Genomic DNA, 17995 nt, shown 5'->3' on the forward strand with positions numbered 1-17995 from the left:
CATGGCGAGCCGGGTGCCGCCGTCAGCCGTGATCGCGGGGCGGGGAAGGGTCGTGCGGCGCGCGACGTTCATGCTCGCCGGTCGGCTTGGCGGGGTCGATGCGGGTCGCGCCACCGACGGCGGGTGGATCGCTGGCCGGAAACGTTTCTTCGAGCCCTTCGTCGATGCGCTCTTCCGTCTTGTCTTCGGACGGCGGGCGCGACGTGGCGAGACGGAACAGCCCGGCAGCCGGTGACACGGTGTCGTGGCGGCCGGTGGCGTAAGCGGTCATGGTCGAACCTCCTTGCTGGTTGATGCACGCGCAAGCGCCGTGCCCGAGACGTGCCGACGGCACGACGCTTGCGCGCCGGAGAAGCCGGACGGGCATGCGGGAAATGAGCCGCGCGCCGTCCGCGTGGACAAGAGGACATCGTGATGAATGCATCCACGGAAAGAATACGTTACGACGCGAATGCATGCGGCGGCGAATTCGCCAGCGTGCGCGCGCGATTCGACGCGTGGAAACGCGAATCGCGGGTCTGTCGGCCCGAGGGGCGCATGTTCGACGGCAAGGAGGAGATTCGCGCGCTGAACGACATCGTCTGCGACGGGCCCGAGCGTGCGCAGCAGGCGCTCGTCGCGCAATGCGCGCCGTCCGATCCGCTCGCGCTCACGCTCACGCTCACGCTCACGCTCGCGGCGCGGCTGACCACGAAAGGACGCACGATGTGGCTGGTGATGGCGACCTGCGACGACTGACCGTGTTGCGAGCGCGCGAGCGGAACGGGAGCGGGCACGCCGCTTGCGCGCGATCGCAGCGCCATCGAGAGGCGCGCGCCGTCGCGCAGGAGTGACATGAAGACGCCATCCATGCTGCACCGCCCCGAACCGACGATCCCCGACGTCGACCCGGACCCGGTACCACCCGGACACGACGATCCGGTCGATCCGCCCGTGCCCGAGGGGCTGCCGCAGGGCGACCCGCCGTCGCATCCGCCGCCGATGCGGATGCCCGGCGGAGTGGTGCGCTACCACCGGCCGCGCGAATACTGACAAGGAGGACGCTCATGGACATCCACGTTCAATCACCCGACAAGCGCGCGATCGCTCAGGTGCTGGGCCGCTATTTCGAATCGCGCTCGCTGCGCTATCACATCGAGGAATTGCCGGGCGGCGTGCTGCAGATCGGCTTTCGCGCGAGCGGCCACCCGGTCGCCGTCACGGTGTCGTTCGACGATGCGGCGTACGACACCTATACGCACTGGGACGCCAGCCAGAAGCAGCTCGCGCTCGGGCGGCTCGCCGACGGTTTCTCGCGGATGATGTCGTCGCGCAGCCCGGCCGCGCTGGCCGGCGACTATCACGTCGAGCGTTTCTGATCCGGCAACGCTTCACCCATTCCTTCCGGAGGGCGGCAAAGTGCCCGCGCGCAGCGGGCGCTTTGCGGCTGCGTGCGCGTCGCGTAGGATGTCCGTTAATTCAGCGCACGCTACGTTCGCGCCACCGGCTGCCGGCCGCTGCAGCCGAAGCGGCGCGACGCGCTTTCCTTCAGGTTCGTTTCGCGCAACCGACGGAGACGCCTTGATGACTGTTGCTCGCCCGTTGCTGTCACCCGGCGCACGCCGGTTCGTTTCCGGCCTGTCGGCCTGCGCGGCGCTCACGGCGGCCGGCGCCCGCGACGCGTCGGCCCAGACGCCTTCGCCGCTCGGCGAGTGGCAATACTCGGCGGGCGTGCCGCTCGAAAAACTGTACGACCCGAACATTTCCACCTGGGATATCAGCGTGGGCGCCGCGATGACGCTGCAGCCGCGCTATGCGGGCTCCGACCGTTATCGCGTGCTGGGCGGCCCGAACCTGGATATCCGCTATCGCGACCTGTTCTTCCTGTCGACGGGCGAGGGGCTCGGCGCGAACGTGCTGCGCGGGCCGAACTGGCGCGTGAGCCTGTCCGTCGGCTACGACCTCGGGCGTCGTTCGGCCGACGATACCGAGCACCTGAACGGCCTCGACAACATCAATGCGGCACCCGTGATGAAACTGGCGGCCGATTACGTGATCTCGAAGGAATTTCCGCTCGTGCTGCGCGCGGATATCCGGCGCAGCATCGGCGGCTCGAACGGCTGGGTCGGCGATTTCTCCGCGTACATGCCGCTGCCGGGCAGCAACGAGCATTTCTTCTGGTTCGCGGGGCCGACCGTGTCGTTTGCCGATTCGCGCTACATGAACAGCTGGTTCGGCGTGAGCCCGGGCGCCGCCGCGCGCTCGGGGCTGCCGGCCTATTCGTCGGGGGCCGGGATCAAGTCGTTCGGCGCAGGGGTGACGATGGCCTGGTTCGTGAACAAGCACTGGTTCGTCACGATCGACGGCGCCATCGAGCAGCTCGTCGGCCGCGCCGCGCGCAGCCCGATCACGCAGCAGTCGACCAACGGCGTGTTCGACATGTCGGTGAATTACCAGTTCTGACCGCGGCCGGGCAGCGGCGGGCAGATGCCGCTCGCGGCATGTGCCGTCACATTTGATATGATTCCGACCTGTACAAACGTACAGTGATCGATCTCCGTGACGCCTGCTTCGCCGACGCCCCCGGCGTTTTACTACCTGACCAATTTCGAACGCGCGCTGGCCTGGCTCGGCGAGCGTTACGACGACCTGTTCGACGCGCACGAGCACGCGTTCGTCCGGCAGTTCGCGACGCTGCCGCAGCCGTCGCGCGCGCTGCTCGTGCGGATGCTGATGCGCAGCGGGTCCGATTTCCGCGCAAGCAAGCTCGTGTACGACGAAATCGGCAGCACGCTCGACGCGGTCGCGCCGCTCGTCGAACTCGGCTGGGTCGATCCGGCGCCCGCGCTCACGCTCGACGAGCTGTTCGCGTTGTCGACCAAGGCCGATCTGCTGCACATCTTCCCGTCGCTCGCCGCGCATGCCGGCGAGCGCAAGCCCGAATGGCTCGAACGGCTGCGCCCCGCGCATGACACCGCGCAGCCGCTCGACGCGTGGTGCGCGCAGGCCGGCGACCGCGTGTTGCGCGTGACGGTCGGCGCGCTGTGCGACCGGCTGCGGCTGATGTTCTTCGGCAATCTCCATCAGGACTGGAGCGAATTCGTGCTCGCCGATCTCGGCGTGCTCCAGTACGAAAGCGTGCCGATCGCACCGTCGTCGCGCGCGTTCCAGCAGCGCGGCGACGTCGATGCGTATCTCGCGCTTCAGATGTGTCGCGACGCGCTCGATGCGTGGCCCGACGACTTGCCGTTCGACGACCTGATGCGCGCGATCGACGCTGTGGGCTGCGGTCAGCCATGGCTCGCGACGCGTCGCGCGAAGCTGCTGTTCGCGCTCGGCCAGACCTGCGAGCGCCGCGCCGACTGGGATGCCGCGCTCGACGCATACGTGCGCAGTGCGTGGCCCGGCAGCCGCTACCGGCGCATCCGCGTGCTCGAGCGCGGCGGGCGCGACGACGACGCGCTCGTGCTGGCGCTCGACGCGCGCGGCGGCTTCGAGAGCGACGAGGAACGCCAGCGCGTCGAGCGCATGCTGCCGCGCCTGCAGCGACGCGCCGGCCAGCGCGTCGAACGTTCGGCCGCAGCGGCCGGCGCGCCGCGCGAAACACTCGTGCTCACGCGTCCGGACGCATTCGTCAGCGTCGAATTCGCGGTGCGCGACCATCTCGCGCAACCGGCGTCGCCGGTCCATTACGTCGAAAACACGCTGATCAATTCGCTGTTCGGCCTGTTGTGCTGGGAGCCCGTGTTCGCAGCGGTGCCCGGCGCGTTCTTCCACCCGTTCCAGCGCGGGCCGGCCGACCTGCACGCACCCGATTTCGCCGCGCGCCGCGCCGCCGCATTCGACGCCTGTTTCGCGCAGCTCGATTCGGGCGCGTACCGCGACACGATCCGCCGGCATTTCGCGACGAAGGCCGGGCTGCAGTCGCCGTTCGTGTTCTGGGGCGTGCTGACCGACGCGCTGCTCGACGAAGCGCTCGCGTGCCTGCCGCCCGAGCACCTGCGGCTGTGGTTCACGCGCCTGCTCGCGGATATCCGCAGCAACCGTTCGGGGCTGCCCGATCTCGTCCGCTTCTGGCCCGATGAACGCCGTTACGAGTTGATCGAGGTAAAAGGCCCCGGCGACCGGCTGCAGGACAACCAGACGCGCTGGCTCGCATACTGCGTCGCGCACGGCATACCGGTGCGCGTCGTCGACGTCGAATGGGCCGCTGACGGCGCGGCGCACGCCGAAGCGGCGGGGTTGTCCGCATGAGCTATGTCGTCGCGGTGCGGGCAATGTGCGAATTCACCGCGCGGCGCGGCGATCTCGACCTGCGCTTCACGCCCGCGCCGACCGCACTCGAAGGCATCGCCGGCCACGGTGCGGTCACGTCGAAACGCGGCGCACGCTACGAAACCGAGATCGCGCTGACGGGCACCTGGGGCACGCTCACCGTGCGCGGCCGCGCGGACGGCTACGATCCCGTGGCGAACCGCGTCGAAGAAATCAAGACCTATCGCGGCAGCCTCGATGCGATGCCGGCCAATCATCGCGCGCTGCACTGGGCGCAGGCGAAGGTCTATGCGCACCTGATGTGCGACGCGCGCGGCCTCAAGGAAATCGACGTCGCGCTCGTGTATTTCGACATCGTGTCCGAACGCGAGACCGTGCTGACGGAAACGCTGGATGCGGACACGCTCGCGACGTTCTTCGCCGAGCAGTGCGCGTGCTTCGTCGGCTGGGCCGAGCGCGAAACGGCCCATCGCGCGGCGCGCGACGCGGCGCTGCGCGCGCTCGCATTTCCGCACGGGCAGTTCCGCAGCGGCCAGCGCGAGCTGGCGGTCTCGGTCTATCGCGCGGCGCGCGACGAGCACTGCTTGATGGCGCAGGCGCCGACCGGCATCGGCAAGACGCTCGGGACCGTGTTTCCGTTGCTGAAGGCATGCGGCGAGGGCGAACTCGACCACGTTTTCTTCCTGACCGCGAAAACGCCCGGCCGTGCGCTCGCGCTCGAAGCGGCGACGACGCTCGGCGCCGGCACGCCGGCGCTGCCGCTGCGCGTGCTGGAACTCGTCGCGCGCGACAAGGCGTGCGAGCATCCGGACAGCGCGTGCCACGGCGAATCATGCCCGCTCGCGAAAGGCTTCTACGACCGGCTGCCGGCCGCGCGCGACGCGGCGATCGAGGCCGGTCTGCTCGATCGCGCTACCGTGCGCACGGCCGCGCTCGCGCACGATGTCTGTCCGTACTACCTGTCGCAGGAACTCGCGCGCTGGTCGGACATGATGATCGGCGACTACAACTATTACTACGACGGCAGCGCGATGCTGCACACGCTCGCGCAGCAGAACCAGTGGCGCGTCGGCGTGCTCGTCGACGAAGCGCACAACCTGCTCGACCGCGCGCGCAAGATGTACAGCGCATCGCTCGATCCGTTCGCGTTCGCGGCCGCGCGCGAAGCCGCGCCGGCGGCGCTGCGCAAGGCATTCGACCGGCTCGGCCGCGCGTGGGGCACGGTCAATCGCGCGCAGGCCGAGCGCTATGCCGCGTACCCCGACGTGCCGGGCCCGATCGTGTCGGCCGTGCAGAACCTCGTCGCGGCGATCGGCGAACACCTGACCGATGCGCCGCGCGCAAATGGCGACGCGCTGCTGCGGTTTCATTTCGAGGCGATCCAGTTCGGCATGCTCGCCGAAGCCTTCGACAGCGCATCGATCTTCGACGCGACCCTCCACGGCGAACCGATGCCGCGCCAGCCGGCGCTCGACGGTGTCGCGTCGGCGAGCCGCCGGCGCCGCATCCAGTCGACGCTGTGCGTGCGCAACGTGATTCCGGCCGGCTTTCTCGCGCCGCGTTACGAAGCGGCACGCGCGACCGTGCTGTTCTCGGGCACGCTGAGCCCGTTCCATTTCTATCGCGACACGCTCGGGCTGCCCGGCGATACGGGCTGGCTCGACGTCGACGGGCCGTTCCGCGCCGAGCAACTGACCGTGCGCGTCGCGAGTCACGTGTCGACACGCTGGCGCGACCGCGACCGGTCGCTCGAACCGATCGCCGACCTGATCGCCGCGCAATACGCGACGCGGCCCGGCAACTATCTCGGCTTCCTGAGCAGCTTCGACTATCTCGGGCGCGTGGTCGCGCTGATGCAGGCGCGGCACCCGGACGTGCCCGTCTGGGCGCAGGCGCCCGGCATGGCCGAAAGCGAGCGCGACGCGTTTCTCGCGCGCTTCGACGCGGGCGGGCGCGGGGTTGGCTTCGCGGTGCTGGGCGGGGCGTTTTCGGAAGGCGTGGACCTGGTCGGCGAGCGGCTGATCGGCGCCTTCATCGCGACGCTCGGGCTGCCGCAGGTCAACGACGTCAACGAGCAGATGCGGCGCGCGATGGAGGCGCGTTTCGGCAACGGCTACGACTACATGTACCTGTATCCGGGCTTGCAGAAGGTCGTGCAGGCGGCCGGGCGCGTGATCCGCACCGAGCACGACGAAGGCGTCGTGCACCTGATCGACGACCGTTATCGCCGGCGCGAAGTGCGCGACTTGCTGCCGCGTTGGTGGCGGATCGGGTGAGGGTGACGCTGCCTCGCGCTACAGCACGTTGAGCATCGCGAGCGCGGCTTCCTGCAAGTGCGGCAGCACGCGCCGCACGGCCGCGTCCGCCGTCTCCGCGCCGATCGGCATGTTCGTGCTCAGCGCGGCGACTACCTCGCCCTGACGGTTCTTCAGCGGCACCGCGATCCCGCGTACGCCGACCTGCAATTGCTGTTCGATCGCGGCAAAACCGGCGTCGCGCGCATGGTCGACCTGTTCGAGCAGCCGCGCCTTGTTGGTGATCGTGTGCGGCGTGAACGGCGGCAGCTCGGTTTCGTCGAGCCACGCGCGCACGGCTTCGCGATCGGGGTGATGGGCGAGCAGCACGACACCCGGCGAAGTCAGCGGCGCCGGCACGCGTGCGCCGAGCACGAAGCCGGTCGTCATCGCGCGCGACACGCCGTTGCGCGCGATGAACACCAGCTCCCAGCCGTCGAGCACGCTGACGTACGCCGATTCATTCAGCGACGCGCTCAGTTGCTGCAGATAGGGCTGGACCGTGCGCGGCAGACGCGCCGAATCGAAGTACGACCAGCCGACCCGCAGCACGCGCGGCGTGAGGCCGTACAGCTTGCCGTCGGTGTACACGTAGCCGAGCGATTCGAGCGTCAGCAGGTAGCGCCGCGCGGCCGTGCGCGTGAGGCCCGTACGCGCGGCGGCCTGCGTGGGCGTCATGCGCGCGTGCTGACTGTCGAAGGCTTCGAGGATCATCAGGCCTTTTTCGAGGCCGGCAATCCAGTCGCGTCGGTCGAGTTCGGGCTTTTTCATCGTCGGATAGCGGAAGGCGGGGGTGCGGTGAGCGCGCAGAATTGAGCGATTATCGCGCAGACCGGCCGCGCTGGCGAAGCCGCGCTCGCGCTAGAATCGCCGCTCCGACTGGAACAGAACAATGACACTCCGAGAATCCGTCTTGGCCGTGCTCGTCGCGGCCATGCCGCTGCTTGCCGCGGCGAATCCTGCGATCACCGCCGCAACCCTCCCTAAACCGGCCGTCGATATCCGTGCATGGCCGCGCATGACGTCGCCGAAATTCGGCTGCTACGTCGAAACGACGTTCGGCTACCGCGACAAGCGCTTCAATTGCTCGCTGAAGAAGTACCGGAACACCGGCGACGCGTGCAAGAACACGAAGGCGTACTACGAAGGCCCGGCGTTCCCCGACCGGCTCGCGGCCAGCGTGCATCCGCTCGCGACGAAGGTCGACCTGGACTGGGAGCATGGCGAGCTGCAGATGGTCACGGTCACGCTGAAGGGAACGTGGAACGCGGCGGAGGTGCGCAAGGCATTCGGGCTGCCGCGCGCGGAGGGGAGCAAGCTGACCGAGGCGGAACTACGGTCGCAGCCGGGCAACGTGATGGATACGAGCGTCCAGTATCCGTCGGACGCGCTCGACGAACGCCTCGCGACGCGCCCGAGCAACCCCGCGCGTGGTACGACGGCCGTGATGCTCTACGGCTTCGACCACATGGGCGCCGGCGATGCCGATTGCGGCGGCGGTGGCGAATAATGCGGGAGGGGTAACAGGAAGCGGCCGGCGGCCTGTCAAAACGAACCGCCGGTCGAACGCGGCGCCCGTGCCACGCGCGCCGCGTCCTTCAGTGCCTTACTCGCTGCTCGTCCATTCGACGTTCGCGCCGACCGAGCGCAGATTCTCGACGAAATGCGGATGCGCGCGGCGGATCGGCAGCGCGTTCATGATTTCCGAGCGGCCTTCGATGCTCGCGGCGACCATCAGCAGTGCAATCGCGACACGAATGATGTACGGGCTCTCGACGCGAGCCGGCGTCAGTTGCAGCCCGCCGAACGTGATCAGCCGGTGCGGATCGGACAGCAGCACGTGCGCGCCGAACTTCGACAGTTCGCCGGACCAGCCGAGCGCGCCGTCGTAGACCTTGTTCCAGAACATCGCGCTGCCTTCCGCGCGCACGCCGAGCGCGATGAAGATCGGCAGCAGGTCGACCGGCAGGTACGGCCACGGGGCGGCTTCGACCTTGGTCAGGATGTTCTGCGTGAACGGCCGGCGCACGCGCAGCGGGCCGTCGCGTTCCGCGCGCGACCAGCCGTCGCGGTGCGTGACGTTGACGCCGAACTTGGCGAACGTGCGGTCGATCAGCGGAAAATGTTCGGGCGACGAGTTGCGCACCGTGATGTCGCCGCCGGTGATCGCGCCGAGCGCGAGGAACGTCGCGATCTCGTGGAAATCCTCGGCGAAGCGGAACTCGCCGCCGCCGAGCTTGCCGCCGCCCGTCACGCACAGCCGCGACGTGCCGATACCTTCGATCGTGACGCCGATCATCGCGAGGAACTGGCAGAACTCCTGCACGTGCGGCTCGGACGCCGCGTTCATCAGCGTCGACGTGCCGCTCGCGGTCGTCGCGCACAGCGCGAAGTTCTCGGTGGTCGTCACCGACGCGTAGTCGAACCAGTGATCGTTGGCCGTCAGCGGGCCGTCGGTGCGAACGATCAGCGAATCGGGCGTGCGCTCGATGTGCGCGCCGAAGCGCTCGAACACCTCGACGTGCGGGTCGATTTCGCGCACGCCGAGCGTGCAGCCTTTCACGTCGTTCTCGAGGCGCGCGACGCCGAAGCGCGCGAGCAGCGGCGGAATCAGCATGATCGACGAGCGCATCGCCTCGGGCAGCCGGTGGACGGCCGGATCGAACTTCGTGTTGCGATGGTGGAGTTCGAGCAGGCCCGTCGTGAAGTCGACCGACACGTCGCTGCCGAGCGTGCGGAAGATGTCGAGGATCTTGCGCACGTCGGTGATGTCCGGCACGCCGACGAGACGCAGCGGCTGATCGGTCAACAGGGTGGCGCACAGAATCGGCAGGACGGCGTTCTTGTTCGCGGACGGCTTGATGTCCCCGCGCAGCGGAGTGCCGCCGTGGACGATGAGATTCGACATGATATGGGGGCGTATCGGTGACTGACGTAGGCCCATATGATGCCATTGGTCGGCCGGCGGCGTGGAATGTTCAGAGGGGAAAAGGGGGATCGGGGCGTGCGATTGACGGTGTTTGACGTTGCGCCTGCGCTACGGCAGGTCGATTGCCTGCCGGCGTGGGGAAATGGCCGGCCACGAGTCGCGCCGGCCACGCACTCATTCCGTCACTGCGCGGCCCGCATCCGCGCGGCGACCACCAGCGAGATCAGGCAGCCCACCGCGAGATAACCGGCGACGAGGTGCCACGACCCGCCGGCCAGGCTGACGAGGCCGACCGCGATGAACGGCGTGAACCCGCCGCCGACGACGCTCGCGAACTGGTAGCCGACGCCCGCGCCGCTGTAGCGGTATTCGGCGCCGAACAACTCGGTGAACAGCGGCTGCTGGACGCTCACGACCATGTCGTGCGCGGCGTTCGCCAGCAGGATCGAGAAGATCACGATCCACGCGATCGACCGCGCTTCCAGCGCGACGAAGAACGGGACGGCGGACGCCAGGCCGATCACCGCGCCGATCAGGTAGATGCGGCGCAGGCCGTAGCGGTCGGCCAGCCACGCGAAGCAAGGGATCGTCACGCAGCTCACCGCGCCGACCAGCAGGCCGATGTTCAGGAACAGGTCGCGCGACATGCCGAGGTTCGTCGTCGAATAGCTGAGCGCGAACGCGGTGACGATATACATCGTGAACAGTTCGGCGAGCCGCAGCGCGATGATCAGCAGGAACGCCTTCGGATGGCGCGTCAGCGCTTCCAGCACCGGCAGGCGCAGCTTGCGGTTGCCATGCTCGACCTTCTCGACGAACTCCTGCGACTCGTCCATGTTCTTGCGCACCCACAACCCGATCAGCACCAGCACGATGCTGAACACGAACGGCAGGCGCCAGCCCCATGACTTGAACGCGGCCTCGCCGAGCGTGTGGCTCAGGATCGACACGATGCCCGTGGCCAGCACGAGGCCGACGCCGTAGCCGACCTGCACGCCGCTGCTGTAGAACGCCTTCTTCTGCTTCGGTGCGCTCTCGACGGCCATCAGCGCCGCGCCGCCCCATTCGCCGCCGACCGCGAAACCCTGGATCGCACGCATCAGCACCAGCAGCACGGGCGCCCACCAGCCGATCGTCGAGAACGCAGGCAGCAGGCCGATCGCGACCGTCGACAGACCCATCAGCATCACGGTCAGCACGAGCATCCGCTTGCGCCCGAGCCGGTCGCCGTAGTGGCCGAACACGACGCCGCCGAGCGGCCGGAACAGGAAACCGACGCCGAACGTCGCGAACGCCGCGAGCGTGCCCATGGTCGGGCTGACTTTCGGGAAGAACTCGGAATTGAATACCAGCGCGGCGACGATCCCGTACAGCAGGAAGTCGTACCAGTCGACGACGGCGCCGACGAAGCTGCCGATCGCGGCCTTGCGGGCCTGGCTGCGCGCACGGGCGCCAGCGGCGGCGTCGAGGGTGTCGAAGGTTGGGGTCATGGCGGTGTCTCCTGGCACGGCGCATCGTGGAATCGTGGCGGCGCCGCGTCCGATGCTGCATTGAAGTCGATGGGTGAACGGAGAATAGGGCGCGCGCCGCATGGCGGCAATTGGCCAATCGGATAAAGTGCGCGATTATCGTTCAAGTCCGTGCGATTATCGAACGCTTTTCGGGTTTGCACTAAGCGGCGTGACGATATCCCGTTCGGCCAGGGTGTGCCGCCGTGAACGATCTGGTTAAAATCTGCAGCATCGACAATTCGCCCGTTCGGGGCGGATGCGCGGCCGCCCCATCGGCCGCGCATGCCGCACGCAACGGGCGCCATCCCCATCGACCGCATGCCCCCGGAGACTGGAATGCCCGGCAATTCCCACCCGCTGTCCAGCGATACGCCGCCCGTTGCCGATCCGGCCGCCAATCCGCTCGGGATGGCCGGCCTCGAATTCGTCGAATTCGCGGCGCCCGTGCCGGAGGCGCTCGCGCAGCGCTTCGAGCAGCTCGGGTTCAAGGCGATCGCACGCCACGTCAGCAAGAACGTCACGTTGTACCGGCAGGGGCAGATGCATTTCCTGATCAATGCCGAGCCCGATTCGTTCGCTGCGCGCTATGCGGAGGAATACGGGATGGGCGTCTGCGCGATCGGGCTGCGCGTAGCGAGCGCCCGGCGCGCGTTCGAGCGGGCGATCGAGCTCGGCGCATGGGCGTTCGAGGGCGAAAAGGTGGGTGTCGGCGAACTGAAGATCCCGGCGATCCAGGGCATCGGCGATTCGCACCTGTATTTCATCGACCGCTGGCGCGGGCGGGACGGCCAGCGCGGCGGCGTCGGCGACATCTCGATCTTCGACATCGATTTCCGGCCGATCGACATCGCCACCGCGCACACCGATCTCGAATGCGCAGGCGTCGGGCTGCAGCAGGTCGACCATTTCACGCAAACCGTCGGCGCGGGGCGCATGCGGGAGTGGCTGGATTTCTACCATGACCTGCTGCATTTTCGCGAGATCCACGAAATCGATGCGCACTGGCATGTGTCGGAGGAATCGCGCGTGATGGTGTCGCCGTGCGGCGCGGTGCGGATTCCGGTTTACGAGGAAGGCACGCGGCGCACCGAGCTGATGCACGCGTATCTGCCCGACCATCCGGGCGAGGGCGTGCAGCATGTCGCGCTGGCCACCGACGACATCCTGTCGTGCGTCGATGCGTTGCGTGCGAACGGCGTCGAATTCATCGAGCCACCCGCGCGCTATTACGACGACGTCGATGCACGGCTGCCCGGGCACGGCGTCGATCTCGACGCGCTGCGCCGCCGCGCGGTGCTGGTCGACGGCGAGATCGGCAGCGACGGTGTGCCGAAGCTGTTCTTCCAGACCTTCGTGAAGCGCCGGCCCGGCGAGATCTTCTTCGAGATCGTGCAGCGCAAGGGGCACCACGGGTTCGGCGAGGGGAACCTCGCGGCACTCGCCCGCGCGCGCGACGCGGGCTGAGCGGCCCGCGCACCGGCGTCACGGGTCACGGGTCAAGTTTCACGCGGCCGCGGCCGGCACGCGGTTCGGCGCGGGGTCGTTCGGCTCGCCCAGCACGCACGCCGTGCCGCCCGGCGTGTACATCGACACGACGCAGCGGTTGCACGACGTGCAGCCCGATTGCGTCAGCCGGCCGTCGCGCAGCCCGTTCACGAATCCCGGTTCGAACACGAGCGCCCGGGCGAGCGCGACCGCGTCGAACCCTTCGCGCATCGCCTGCTCGACGTTTTCCCGCGAACGCACGCCGCCGAGATAGGCGAGCGGCATCCTGACGGCCGCGCGCACCTGCTTCGAATGCTCGAGGAAATACATCTCGCGAAACGCGCCCATCTTCGGTTCGGTGAGCTTTTGCAGCGTCATCGCGGTACGCACGATCGCGTTGTCGGCGTTCGCACGCGCTTCGCCCGGCAGCGGGCTGCCGAATAGCTGCCACACCGATTCGACGTTCATCCCGCCGCTCAGCACCAGCAGGTGCGCGCCTTCGGCTTCCAGCCGGCGCGCGATCTCGCATGCGTCGTCGGCGGTGCCGCCGCCGCGCACGCCCTCGGTCACGCCGATCTTGCAGACGACGGCGAGATCCCGGCCGACCGCATCGAGCACGCGGCGCAGCACCTCGACCGGGAACGCCGCGCGGCGCGCCGCGTCGCCGCCGTATGCATCGCGGCGGCGGTTGTACAGCGGCGACAGGAACTGGCTCAGCAGATAGCCGTGCCCCATGTGGATTTCGACCGCGTCGAAACCGGCGTCGCGCGCGTGCCGCGCCGCCCGCGCGAATTCGTCGGCGATCGCCGACATCTGGTCGCGTGTCATCGCCTGCTTCAGGAAGCGGCCGCTCATCACGCCGACCTTGTTGAAACCGCCCGACGCGCTCAACGGGCGTTTCGTCGACAACGACGGCAGGAACGTGAAGCACCCGCCGTGCGTGATCTGCGCGGACGCGGCCGCGCCGTGGCGATGGACGGCGTCGGTCAGCGCGCGGAATTGCCGGACTGTCGGCACGTCGAGTTGTGCCTGGTCGACGAACGTGCGGCCGTCGTCGCTGATCGCGCAGTACGCGACGGTCGTCAGCGCGGCGCCGCCTTCGGCAATGCGCTCGTGGAAGCCGACGAGCGCACGCGACGGCAAGCCGTTCGGCGTCATGCCCTCGTTGGTGGCGGATTTGATCAGGCGGTTGCGCAGCGTCAGCGGGCCGATCTGCAGCGGGCTGAACGCGGTCGTGAGGTCGGCGGATTCCATGGGGGCGAGCGTGTCGGGAATGGGCACGGCGACCATTGTGCTGCGATGGCGCGGGCGTGCATCGTCCGGGTGGACGAGCCCTTCGCCCGGACCGGCCTGAAATGCCCGCAAGCTTCACCGCTCGCCGGGATGAGCCGTCGACACCCTCCGATGCGGTGCGCGTGATCACGCACCCGCAAGCTTGCGGCTCTGGCGGCGCATGCCGCCGAAGATCGCGTCCGCCACGTCCGCCGGAAAATCCGCCGGGATCTGCGCGGCGACTTCGGCAATCGCGGGCTCCGTGCGCGCGGCGACGGCCGCCATCGCGGCGTGCACGTCGTCTTCGGTCAGGCCGACGCGACGGCCCTGCGCGATCCAGTGACGCGGCTGGATCTCGCCGATCACGTAGTGCCGGTTCTTCCCGCACACGGCCATCGCGAGCCGCGCACGGCGCGGCGGGAGCTGATTGCGGCGCGTGCCGATGATCGGATGCGCGGACAGCACGTCGTACAGCGGCGTGCTACGGTACGTGTTGCCGGGCAAGTGCGCGATGCTGAAGTTCTTCGCGTGGCCGTCGATCGCCGCCAGCACCCAGAACACGAGTTGCGCGACGAAGAAATTCGTCCTGTCGGGCGCGGCGTCGGCCGAATTCGCGAGGATGCCCATGATCGTCTCGATGCCGGGGCCGCCGTCGGATTCGTATTTCGCGCCCGACGGCGTGCCGGTCGCCTGGCACATGTCCTCCTGCGGCAGCCGCAGGATCCACGTGCCGTCGCGCGAAGGACGCCGGTCGAAGCGCTCCACGATCAGTGCCTTCTGGTCGTCGAACCTGCCGATCTCGCACGGCGCGACCGGCAGGCCATATGCGGCGACCAGCTTCGAGCACAGCCATTCGTTCTCGACGGACGTCCGCATGTCGGCCTGCATGTTCCCGACGCGCCCGAGCGGCAGCTTGAAGATGTGCGTCGTCGGCGTGCTGCCCGACGGCCGCAACCAGCGGTTTCGCTGACGCAGCAGCGCGGTCTTTTCCTGCGCGCCGGCGATCGACAGGCGCAGGTCGACGTCCGGCTCCGCGCGGCCGGGCAGTGGCGCGGCGGTCGCGTGACGCAGCACGTCGGCGACGGCTGCGTCGTCGAGCGTTACGCCGTCGATCGACTCGAGGTCAACCGGCGTCTCGCCGGGCGGCAGCATCTGGATCGCGCCGACGCAATCGCGGCCGACCGACGCGAGCAGTTCGAACGGCGCCGTCGATCCGAGCCGGTAACGCTGCGCGATGCGGCGGCGGATCGGCTCGCTGTCGGGCAGCAGGTTGTCGAAGTAGTCGGCGACGATCGCGCCCTGATGTGGCTGGTTGCCGGGCGTGAAGGGCAGCGACAGCGACAGCGGCCGCCCCTGGGCATCGTCGAGCCAGCCCGGCAGGTAGACGAGGCGCTCGACGCCGCGCCGGACTTCCCAGTAGCCGACCGGAATGCCGTTCATCCACAGGTCGAGCCGGTCGTGACGGGTACGCGCAGCCATCGTCACCAGTCCTCCCGTTTCGAGACGCGCGGCTTGTCCGGCGCTGCCGGTGCGGACCGCTTGCGCGCGGCGCCGGTCGTGGTTCCGGTTCGGGCTTTTGCTGTTGCGGCACCGCGCGTGGCATCCGGCGTACGTGTGTTCGCGGCCGGCTTGCGAGGCGCCGGCCGGGCATCGGTACCGGTATCGGTATCGGCGGGCCCCGCCAATTCGTCCGGCGCTCCCAAGTCGAGCGTCATCCGAACGCCGAGCGCGTTCAGCACCTTGAAGAGCCGCTCGATGCTGACCGCCGACGGATTGGCTTCGAGCTGCGCGTAGGATTGCTGCGTGACGCCCAGGCGGGCGGCCAATTGCGCCTGTGTCAGCCCCGCGGATTTCCGGAAGCCGACAAGTATCGGGCGCAACTGGGGCAGGGTCTGGACAGGAAAGGCCATCGGGCGCTCCGCTGAATGACAGGCGATCGTTTGTAATCGGAAAATACAGTCTATGGCATGTATTGCTAAAATACAAACCCAAGACTGTATTTAACAAAAACAAACGATAGCCTGTTACCCGCAAAACCGGCCGGCCATCCCGCATCAGGCGTCGCGCACGACGCCCGCGCATCAAGCAGCCCGAAGCGGATTCGCGTGCGCGCCCCGTGTGCTTTCCGGATCGTCGTCCCCGAGCGGGATGAACGCCATGATCTCCAGATCGTGCCCCGACAGCGCCGGCAGCCGGAACGGACTCGACAGCACGTTCAGCCGCCGTACGCCGACGTCGCGCAGGATCTGCGACCCGATCCCGGTCACGCGCCCGTCGCGGCGTGCGTTGCCGGCCGGCATCCGCATCGCGTCGCCGCGCATGTCGCAATCGAGCAGCACCGCCACGCCGCAACCGGCCGCGTCGATCCGCTGCAGCGCGGCGTGCAACGGCCACGAATGCGCGGACGGCTCCGCGTCGAGCAGGTCGAGCAGCGAATGGCATTCGTGCACGCGCGTCAGCACGGGGGTCGCGGGATCGGGCTCGCCGCGCACGAGCGCGAGATGCGGCGCGCCATGCACCGCGTCGCGATACTCGATCGCGCGGAACCGCCCCCACGGTGTATGCAGCGGCCGCTCGCCGACGCGTTCGACCAGCGATTCGTGCTCGCGACGGTAGTGGATCAGGTCGGCGATCGTGCCGATCTTCAGCCCGTGATGCGCGGCGAACGTCTTCAGCTCCGGCAGGCGCGCCATCGTGCCGTCGTCGTTCATCACCTCGCAGATCACCGACGCCGGCGTGAGCCCGGCAAGCGCCGCGAGATCGCAGCCGGCCTCGGTATGCCCCGCGCGCACGAGCACACCGCCCGGACGAGCGGCGATCGGGAATACGTGGCCGGGCTGCACGAGATCGTCGGGGCGCGCGCCTGCCCGCACCGCCGCACGGATCGTATGCGCGCGATCGGCCGCCGAAATGCCGGTGGTCACGCCTTCGGCCGCTTCGATGCTGACGGTAAACGCGGTGCCGAACGGCGTGCCGTTATGGTCGGCCATCGGCGGCAACCGCAGTTGCGCGCAGCGCTCGGCGGTCAGCGTCAGGCAAATCAGGCCGCGCCCGAAGCGCGCCATGAAATTGATCGCGTCGGGCGTCACGTGATCGGCGGCGATCACGAGATCGCCTTCGTTCTCGCGATCCTCTTCGTCGACGAGCAGAACCATCCGGCCCGCACGAAGCTCGTCGACGATTTCCAGCGTGCTGGCGAGCGTCATTGCGCCTCCGTGGCGTCGAACGCGCGGCGCAGCGCGGCGGCGCCGAACGTCAACACGCGGTCGGCCGCGTCGACGGCGCCGAGCATGCTCGCGAAACCGTGCAGCTGGCCCGGCCAGCGCACGAGCGTGACCGGCGTGCCGGCTTGCGCGAGACGCAGCGCATAGGCTTCGGCCTCGTCGCGCAGCGGATCGAATTCGGCGCTGACGATCGTCGCCGGTGCAACGCCCGCGACGTCGGGCGCGGCGAGCGGGCTGGCAAGCGGCGACGCGCGATCGGCGCCGCCGTCGAAATAGTGATGCTTGAACCAGCGCATCATGTCGGCCGTCAGGAAATAGCCGTCGCCGAGCGATTCATACGACGGATGCTCGGTCGCGCAATCGACGACCGGATACAGCAGCAACTGATGCGCGATCGCGATCCCCGAGCCGCGCAACTGCAACGCGGCGACCGCCGCAAGATTGCCGCCCGCGCTGTCGCCGGCCACGGCCACCGCGCCCGCGCGCGCGCCGAGATCGCGTGCGCTGGCCGCCGCCCAGCGCACGGCGTCGCATGCGTCGTGCGCGGCAGCCGGGAAGCGCGCCTCGGGCGCGAGCCGGTAGTCGACCGACAGCACGAGCGTGCGGGCCCGCTGCGCGAGGCTGCGGCACAGGTTCGCGTGCGAGTCGATGCCGCACGACACGAAGCCGCCGCCATGGAAGAACACGGTCAGCGGCAGCGGCCCGTCGGCGTCGGGCCGATACAGCCGTGCGGACAACGGGCGGTCCGATGCGGGAATCTGCCAGTCCTCCTCGGCGGCGACGGCATCGCCGGATGCGAAGGCGCCGCCCGCGGCGAGGCTCGCACGGTAGGCGGGAACGGTGAGCTGGGCGAAATCGATCGCGGGGGCTTGGGCGAATGCGGCAAGCAGCGCCTGCGCCTGAGGGTCGAGCGGCATGGGAACTCCTGTCTGAATCGAATGCGGTCTGAATCAGGTAAACCCGTGTCGCGGTTTTCCCTGAGTCCGCACCGGACGCTTGCCGGTACGGCCTGACGGGCATTCCAGC

General features: G+C 68.7%; 17 protein-coding genes. 8 read left to right on the forward strand and 9 right to left on the reverse strand.

The features are described 5' to 3' along the window. Nucleotides 1-22 precede the first annotated feature (22 nt). Nucleotides 23-271: a hypothetical protein gene (locus HWX87_RS01715; RefSeq protein WP_176045366.1), complete on the reverse strand. Its 249-nt coding sequence runs from the start codon at nucleotides 269-271 to the stop codon at nucleotides 23-25. Nucleotides 272-414: 143 nt separating this feature from the next. Here HWX87_RS01715 and HWX87_RS01720 point away from each other — a divergent pair, with 143 nt between their 5' ends. The 6 genes from HWX87_RS01720 to HWX87_RS01745 all read left to right on the forward strand — a co-directional run bounded on the left by HWX87_RS01720 (nucleotide 415) and on the right by HWX87_RS01745 (nucleotide 6530). After that, nucleotides 415-738 carry a hypothetical protein gene (locus tag HWX87_RS01720; protein ID WP_176045367.1) on the forward strand — a complete coding sequence of 108 codons (324 nt, stop codon included), beginning with the start codon at nucleotides 415-417 and terminating at the stop codon, nucleotides 736-738. Nucleotides 739-834: 96 nt separating this feature from the next. Further along, entirely contained in the window at nucleotides 835-1032 is a 198-nt protein-coding gene (locus HWX87_RS01725; protein WP_176045368.1) for a hypothetical protein, read from the forward strand. 14 nt (nucleotides 1033-1046) lie between these two features. Beyond that, nucleotides 1047-1358 carry a hypothetical protein gene (locus HWX87_RS01730; RefSeq protein WP_176045369.1) on the forward strand — a complete coding sequence of 104 codons (312 nt, stop codon included), beginning with the start codon at nucleotides 1047-1049 and terminating at the stop codon, nucleotides 1356-1358. Nucleotides 1359-1563: 205 nt separating this feature from the next. Beyond that, the gene (locus HWX87_RS01735; protein ID WP_176045370.1) at nucleotides 1564-2442 is read left to right on the forward strand and encodes a MipA/OmpV family protein; all 879 of its coding nucleotides are present in this window, start codon (nucleotides 1564-1566) and stop codon (nucleotides 2440-2442) included. Between the two features lie 96 nt (nucleotides 2443-2538). Then, nucleotides 2539-4233, forward strand: a complete 1695-nt coding sequence (locus HWX87_RS01740) for a VRR-NUC domain-containing protein (RefSeq protein WP_176045371.1) — start codon at nucleotides 2539-2541, stop codon at nucleotides 4231-4233. Beyond that, nucleotides 4230-6530: an ATP-dependent DNA helicase gene (locus tag HWX87_RS01745; RefSeq protein WP_176045372.1), complete on the forward strand. Its 2301-nt coding sequence runs from the start codon at nucleotides 4230-4232 to the stop codon at nucleotides 6528-6530. The genes HWX87_RS01740 and HWX87_RS01745 overlap by 4 nt, the downstream gene beginning before the upstream one ends. Before the next feature lie 18 nt (nucleotides 6531-6548). On the opposite strand, the gene HWX87_RS01750 is transcribed toward HWX87_RS01745, so the two are convergent. Beyond that, nucleotides 6549-7319, reverse strand: coding sequence for an IclR family transcriptional regulator C-terminal domain-containing protein (locus tag HWX87_RS01750; RefSeq protein ID WP_176045373.1), 771 nt, complete (start codon nucleotides 7317-7319; stop codon nucleotides 6549-6551). Between the two features lie 121 nt (nucleotides 7320-7440). On the opposite strand from HWX87_RS01750, the gene HWX87_RS01755 reads away from it, so the two are divergent. Beyond that, complete coding sequence (locus HWX87_RS01755) at nucleotides 7441-8058, forward strand: hypothetical protein (protein WP_176045374.1); 618 nt, start codon at nucleotides 7441-7443, stop codon at nucleotides 8056-8058. 96 nt (nucleotides 8059-8154) lie between these two features. On the opposite strand, the gene HWX87_RS01760 is transcribed toward HWX87_RS01755, so the two are convergent. Further along, a complete protein-coding gene (locus HWX87_RS01760; RefSeq protein WP_175842561.1) occupies nucleotides 8155-9456 on the reverse strand; it encodes a UDP-N-acetylglucosamine 1-carboxyvinyltransferase in 1302 nt (433 codons plus the stop codon). A 203-nt stretch (nucleotides 9457-9659) separates the two neighbouring features. Then, nucleotides 9660-10967: a shikimate transporter gene (gene shiA, locus HWX87_RS01765; protein WP_176045375.1), complete on the reverse strand. Its 1308-nt coding sequence runs from the start codon at nucleotides 10965-10967 to the stop codon at nucleotides 9660-9662. 357 nt (nucleotides 10968-11324) lie between these two features. On the opposite strand from shiA, the gene HWX87_RS01770 reads away from it, so the two are divergent. Further along, a complete protein-coding gene (locus HWX87_RS01770; protein ID WP_176045376.1) occupies nucleotides 11325-12452 on the forward strand; it encodes a VOC family protein in 1128 nt (375 codons plus the stop codon). A 39-nt stretch (nucleotides 12453-12491) separates the two neighbouring features. On the opposite strand, the gene HWX87_RS01775 is transcribed toward HWX87_RS01770, so the two are convergent. The 5 genes from HWX87_RS01775 to HWX87_RS01795 all read right to left on the reverse strand — a co-directional run bounded on the left by HWX87_RS01775 (nucleotide 12492) and on the right by HWX87_RS01795 (nucleotide 17886). Continuing rightward, nucleotides 12492-13727: an NADH:flavin oxidoreductase gene (locus HWX87_RS01775; protein ID WP_176045377.1), complete on the reverse strand. Its 1236-nt coding sequence runs from the start codon at nucleotides 13725-13727 to the stop codon at nucleotides 12492-12494. A 165-nt stretch (nucleotides 13728-13892) separates the two neighbouring features. Then, the gene (locus HWX87_RS01780) at nucleotides 13893-15224 is read right to left on the reverse strand and encodes a type II toxin-antitoxin system HipA family toxin (RefSeq protein ID WP_176045378.1); all 1332 of its coding nucleotides are present in this window, start codon (nucleotides 15222-15224) and stop codon (nucleotides 13893-13895) included. Nucleotides 15225-15226: 2 nt separating this feature from the next. Then, nucleotides 15227-15655 carry a helix-turn-helix transcriptional regulator gene (locus HWX87_RS01785; RefSeq protein ID WP_176045379.1) on the reverse strand — a complete coding sequence of 143 codons (429 nt, stop codon included), beginning with the start codon at nucleotides 15653-15655 and terminating at the stop codon, nucleotides 15227-15229. Nucleotides 15656-15826: 171 nt separating this feature from the next. Further along, entirely contained in the window at nucleotides 15827-16951 is a 1125-nt protein-coding gene (ribBA, locus tag HWX87_RS01790; RefSeq protein WP_176045380.1) for a bifunctional 3,4-dihydroxy-2-butanone-4-phosphate synthase/GTP cyclohydrolase II, read from the reverse strand. After that, complete coding sequence (locus HWX87_RS01795) at nucleotides 16948-17886, reverse strand: alpha/beta hydrolase (RefSeq protein WP_176045381.1); 939 nt, start codon at nucleotides 17884-17886, stop codon at nucleotides 16948-16950. The genes ribBA and HWX87_RS01795 overlap by 4 nt, the downstream gene beginning before the upstream one ends. Nucleotides 17887-17995: the final 109 nt, after the last annotated feature.

Origin of the sequence: Burkholderia sp. BCC1644, from assembly GCF_902833225.1 — a bacterium.
In the GTDB taxonomy this organism is placed as follows: Bacteria; Pseudomonadota; Gammaproteobacteria; order Burkholderiales; family Burkholderiaceae; genus Burkholderia.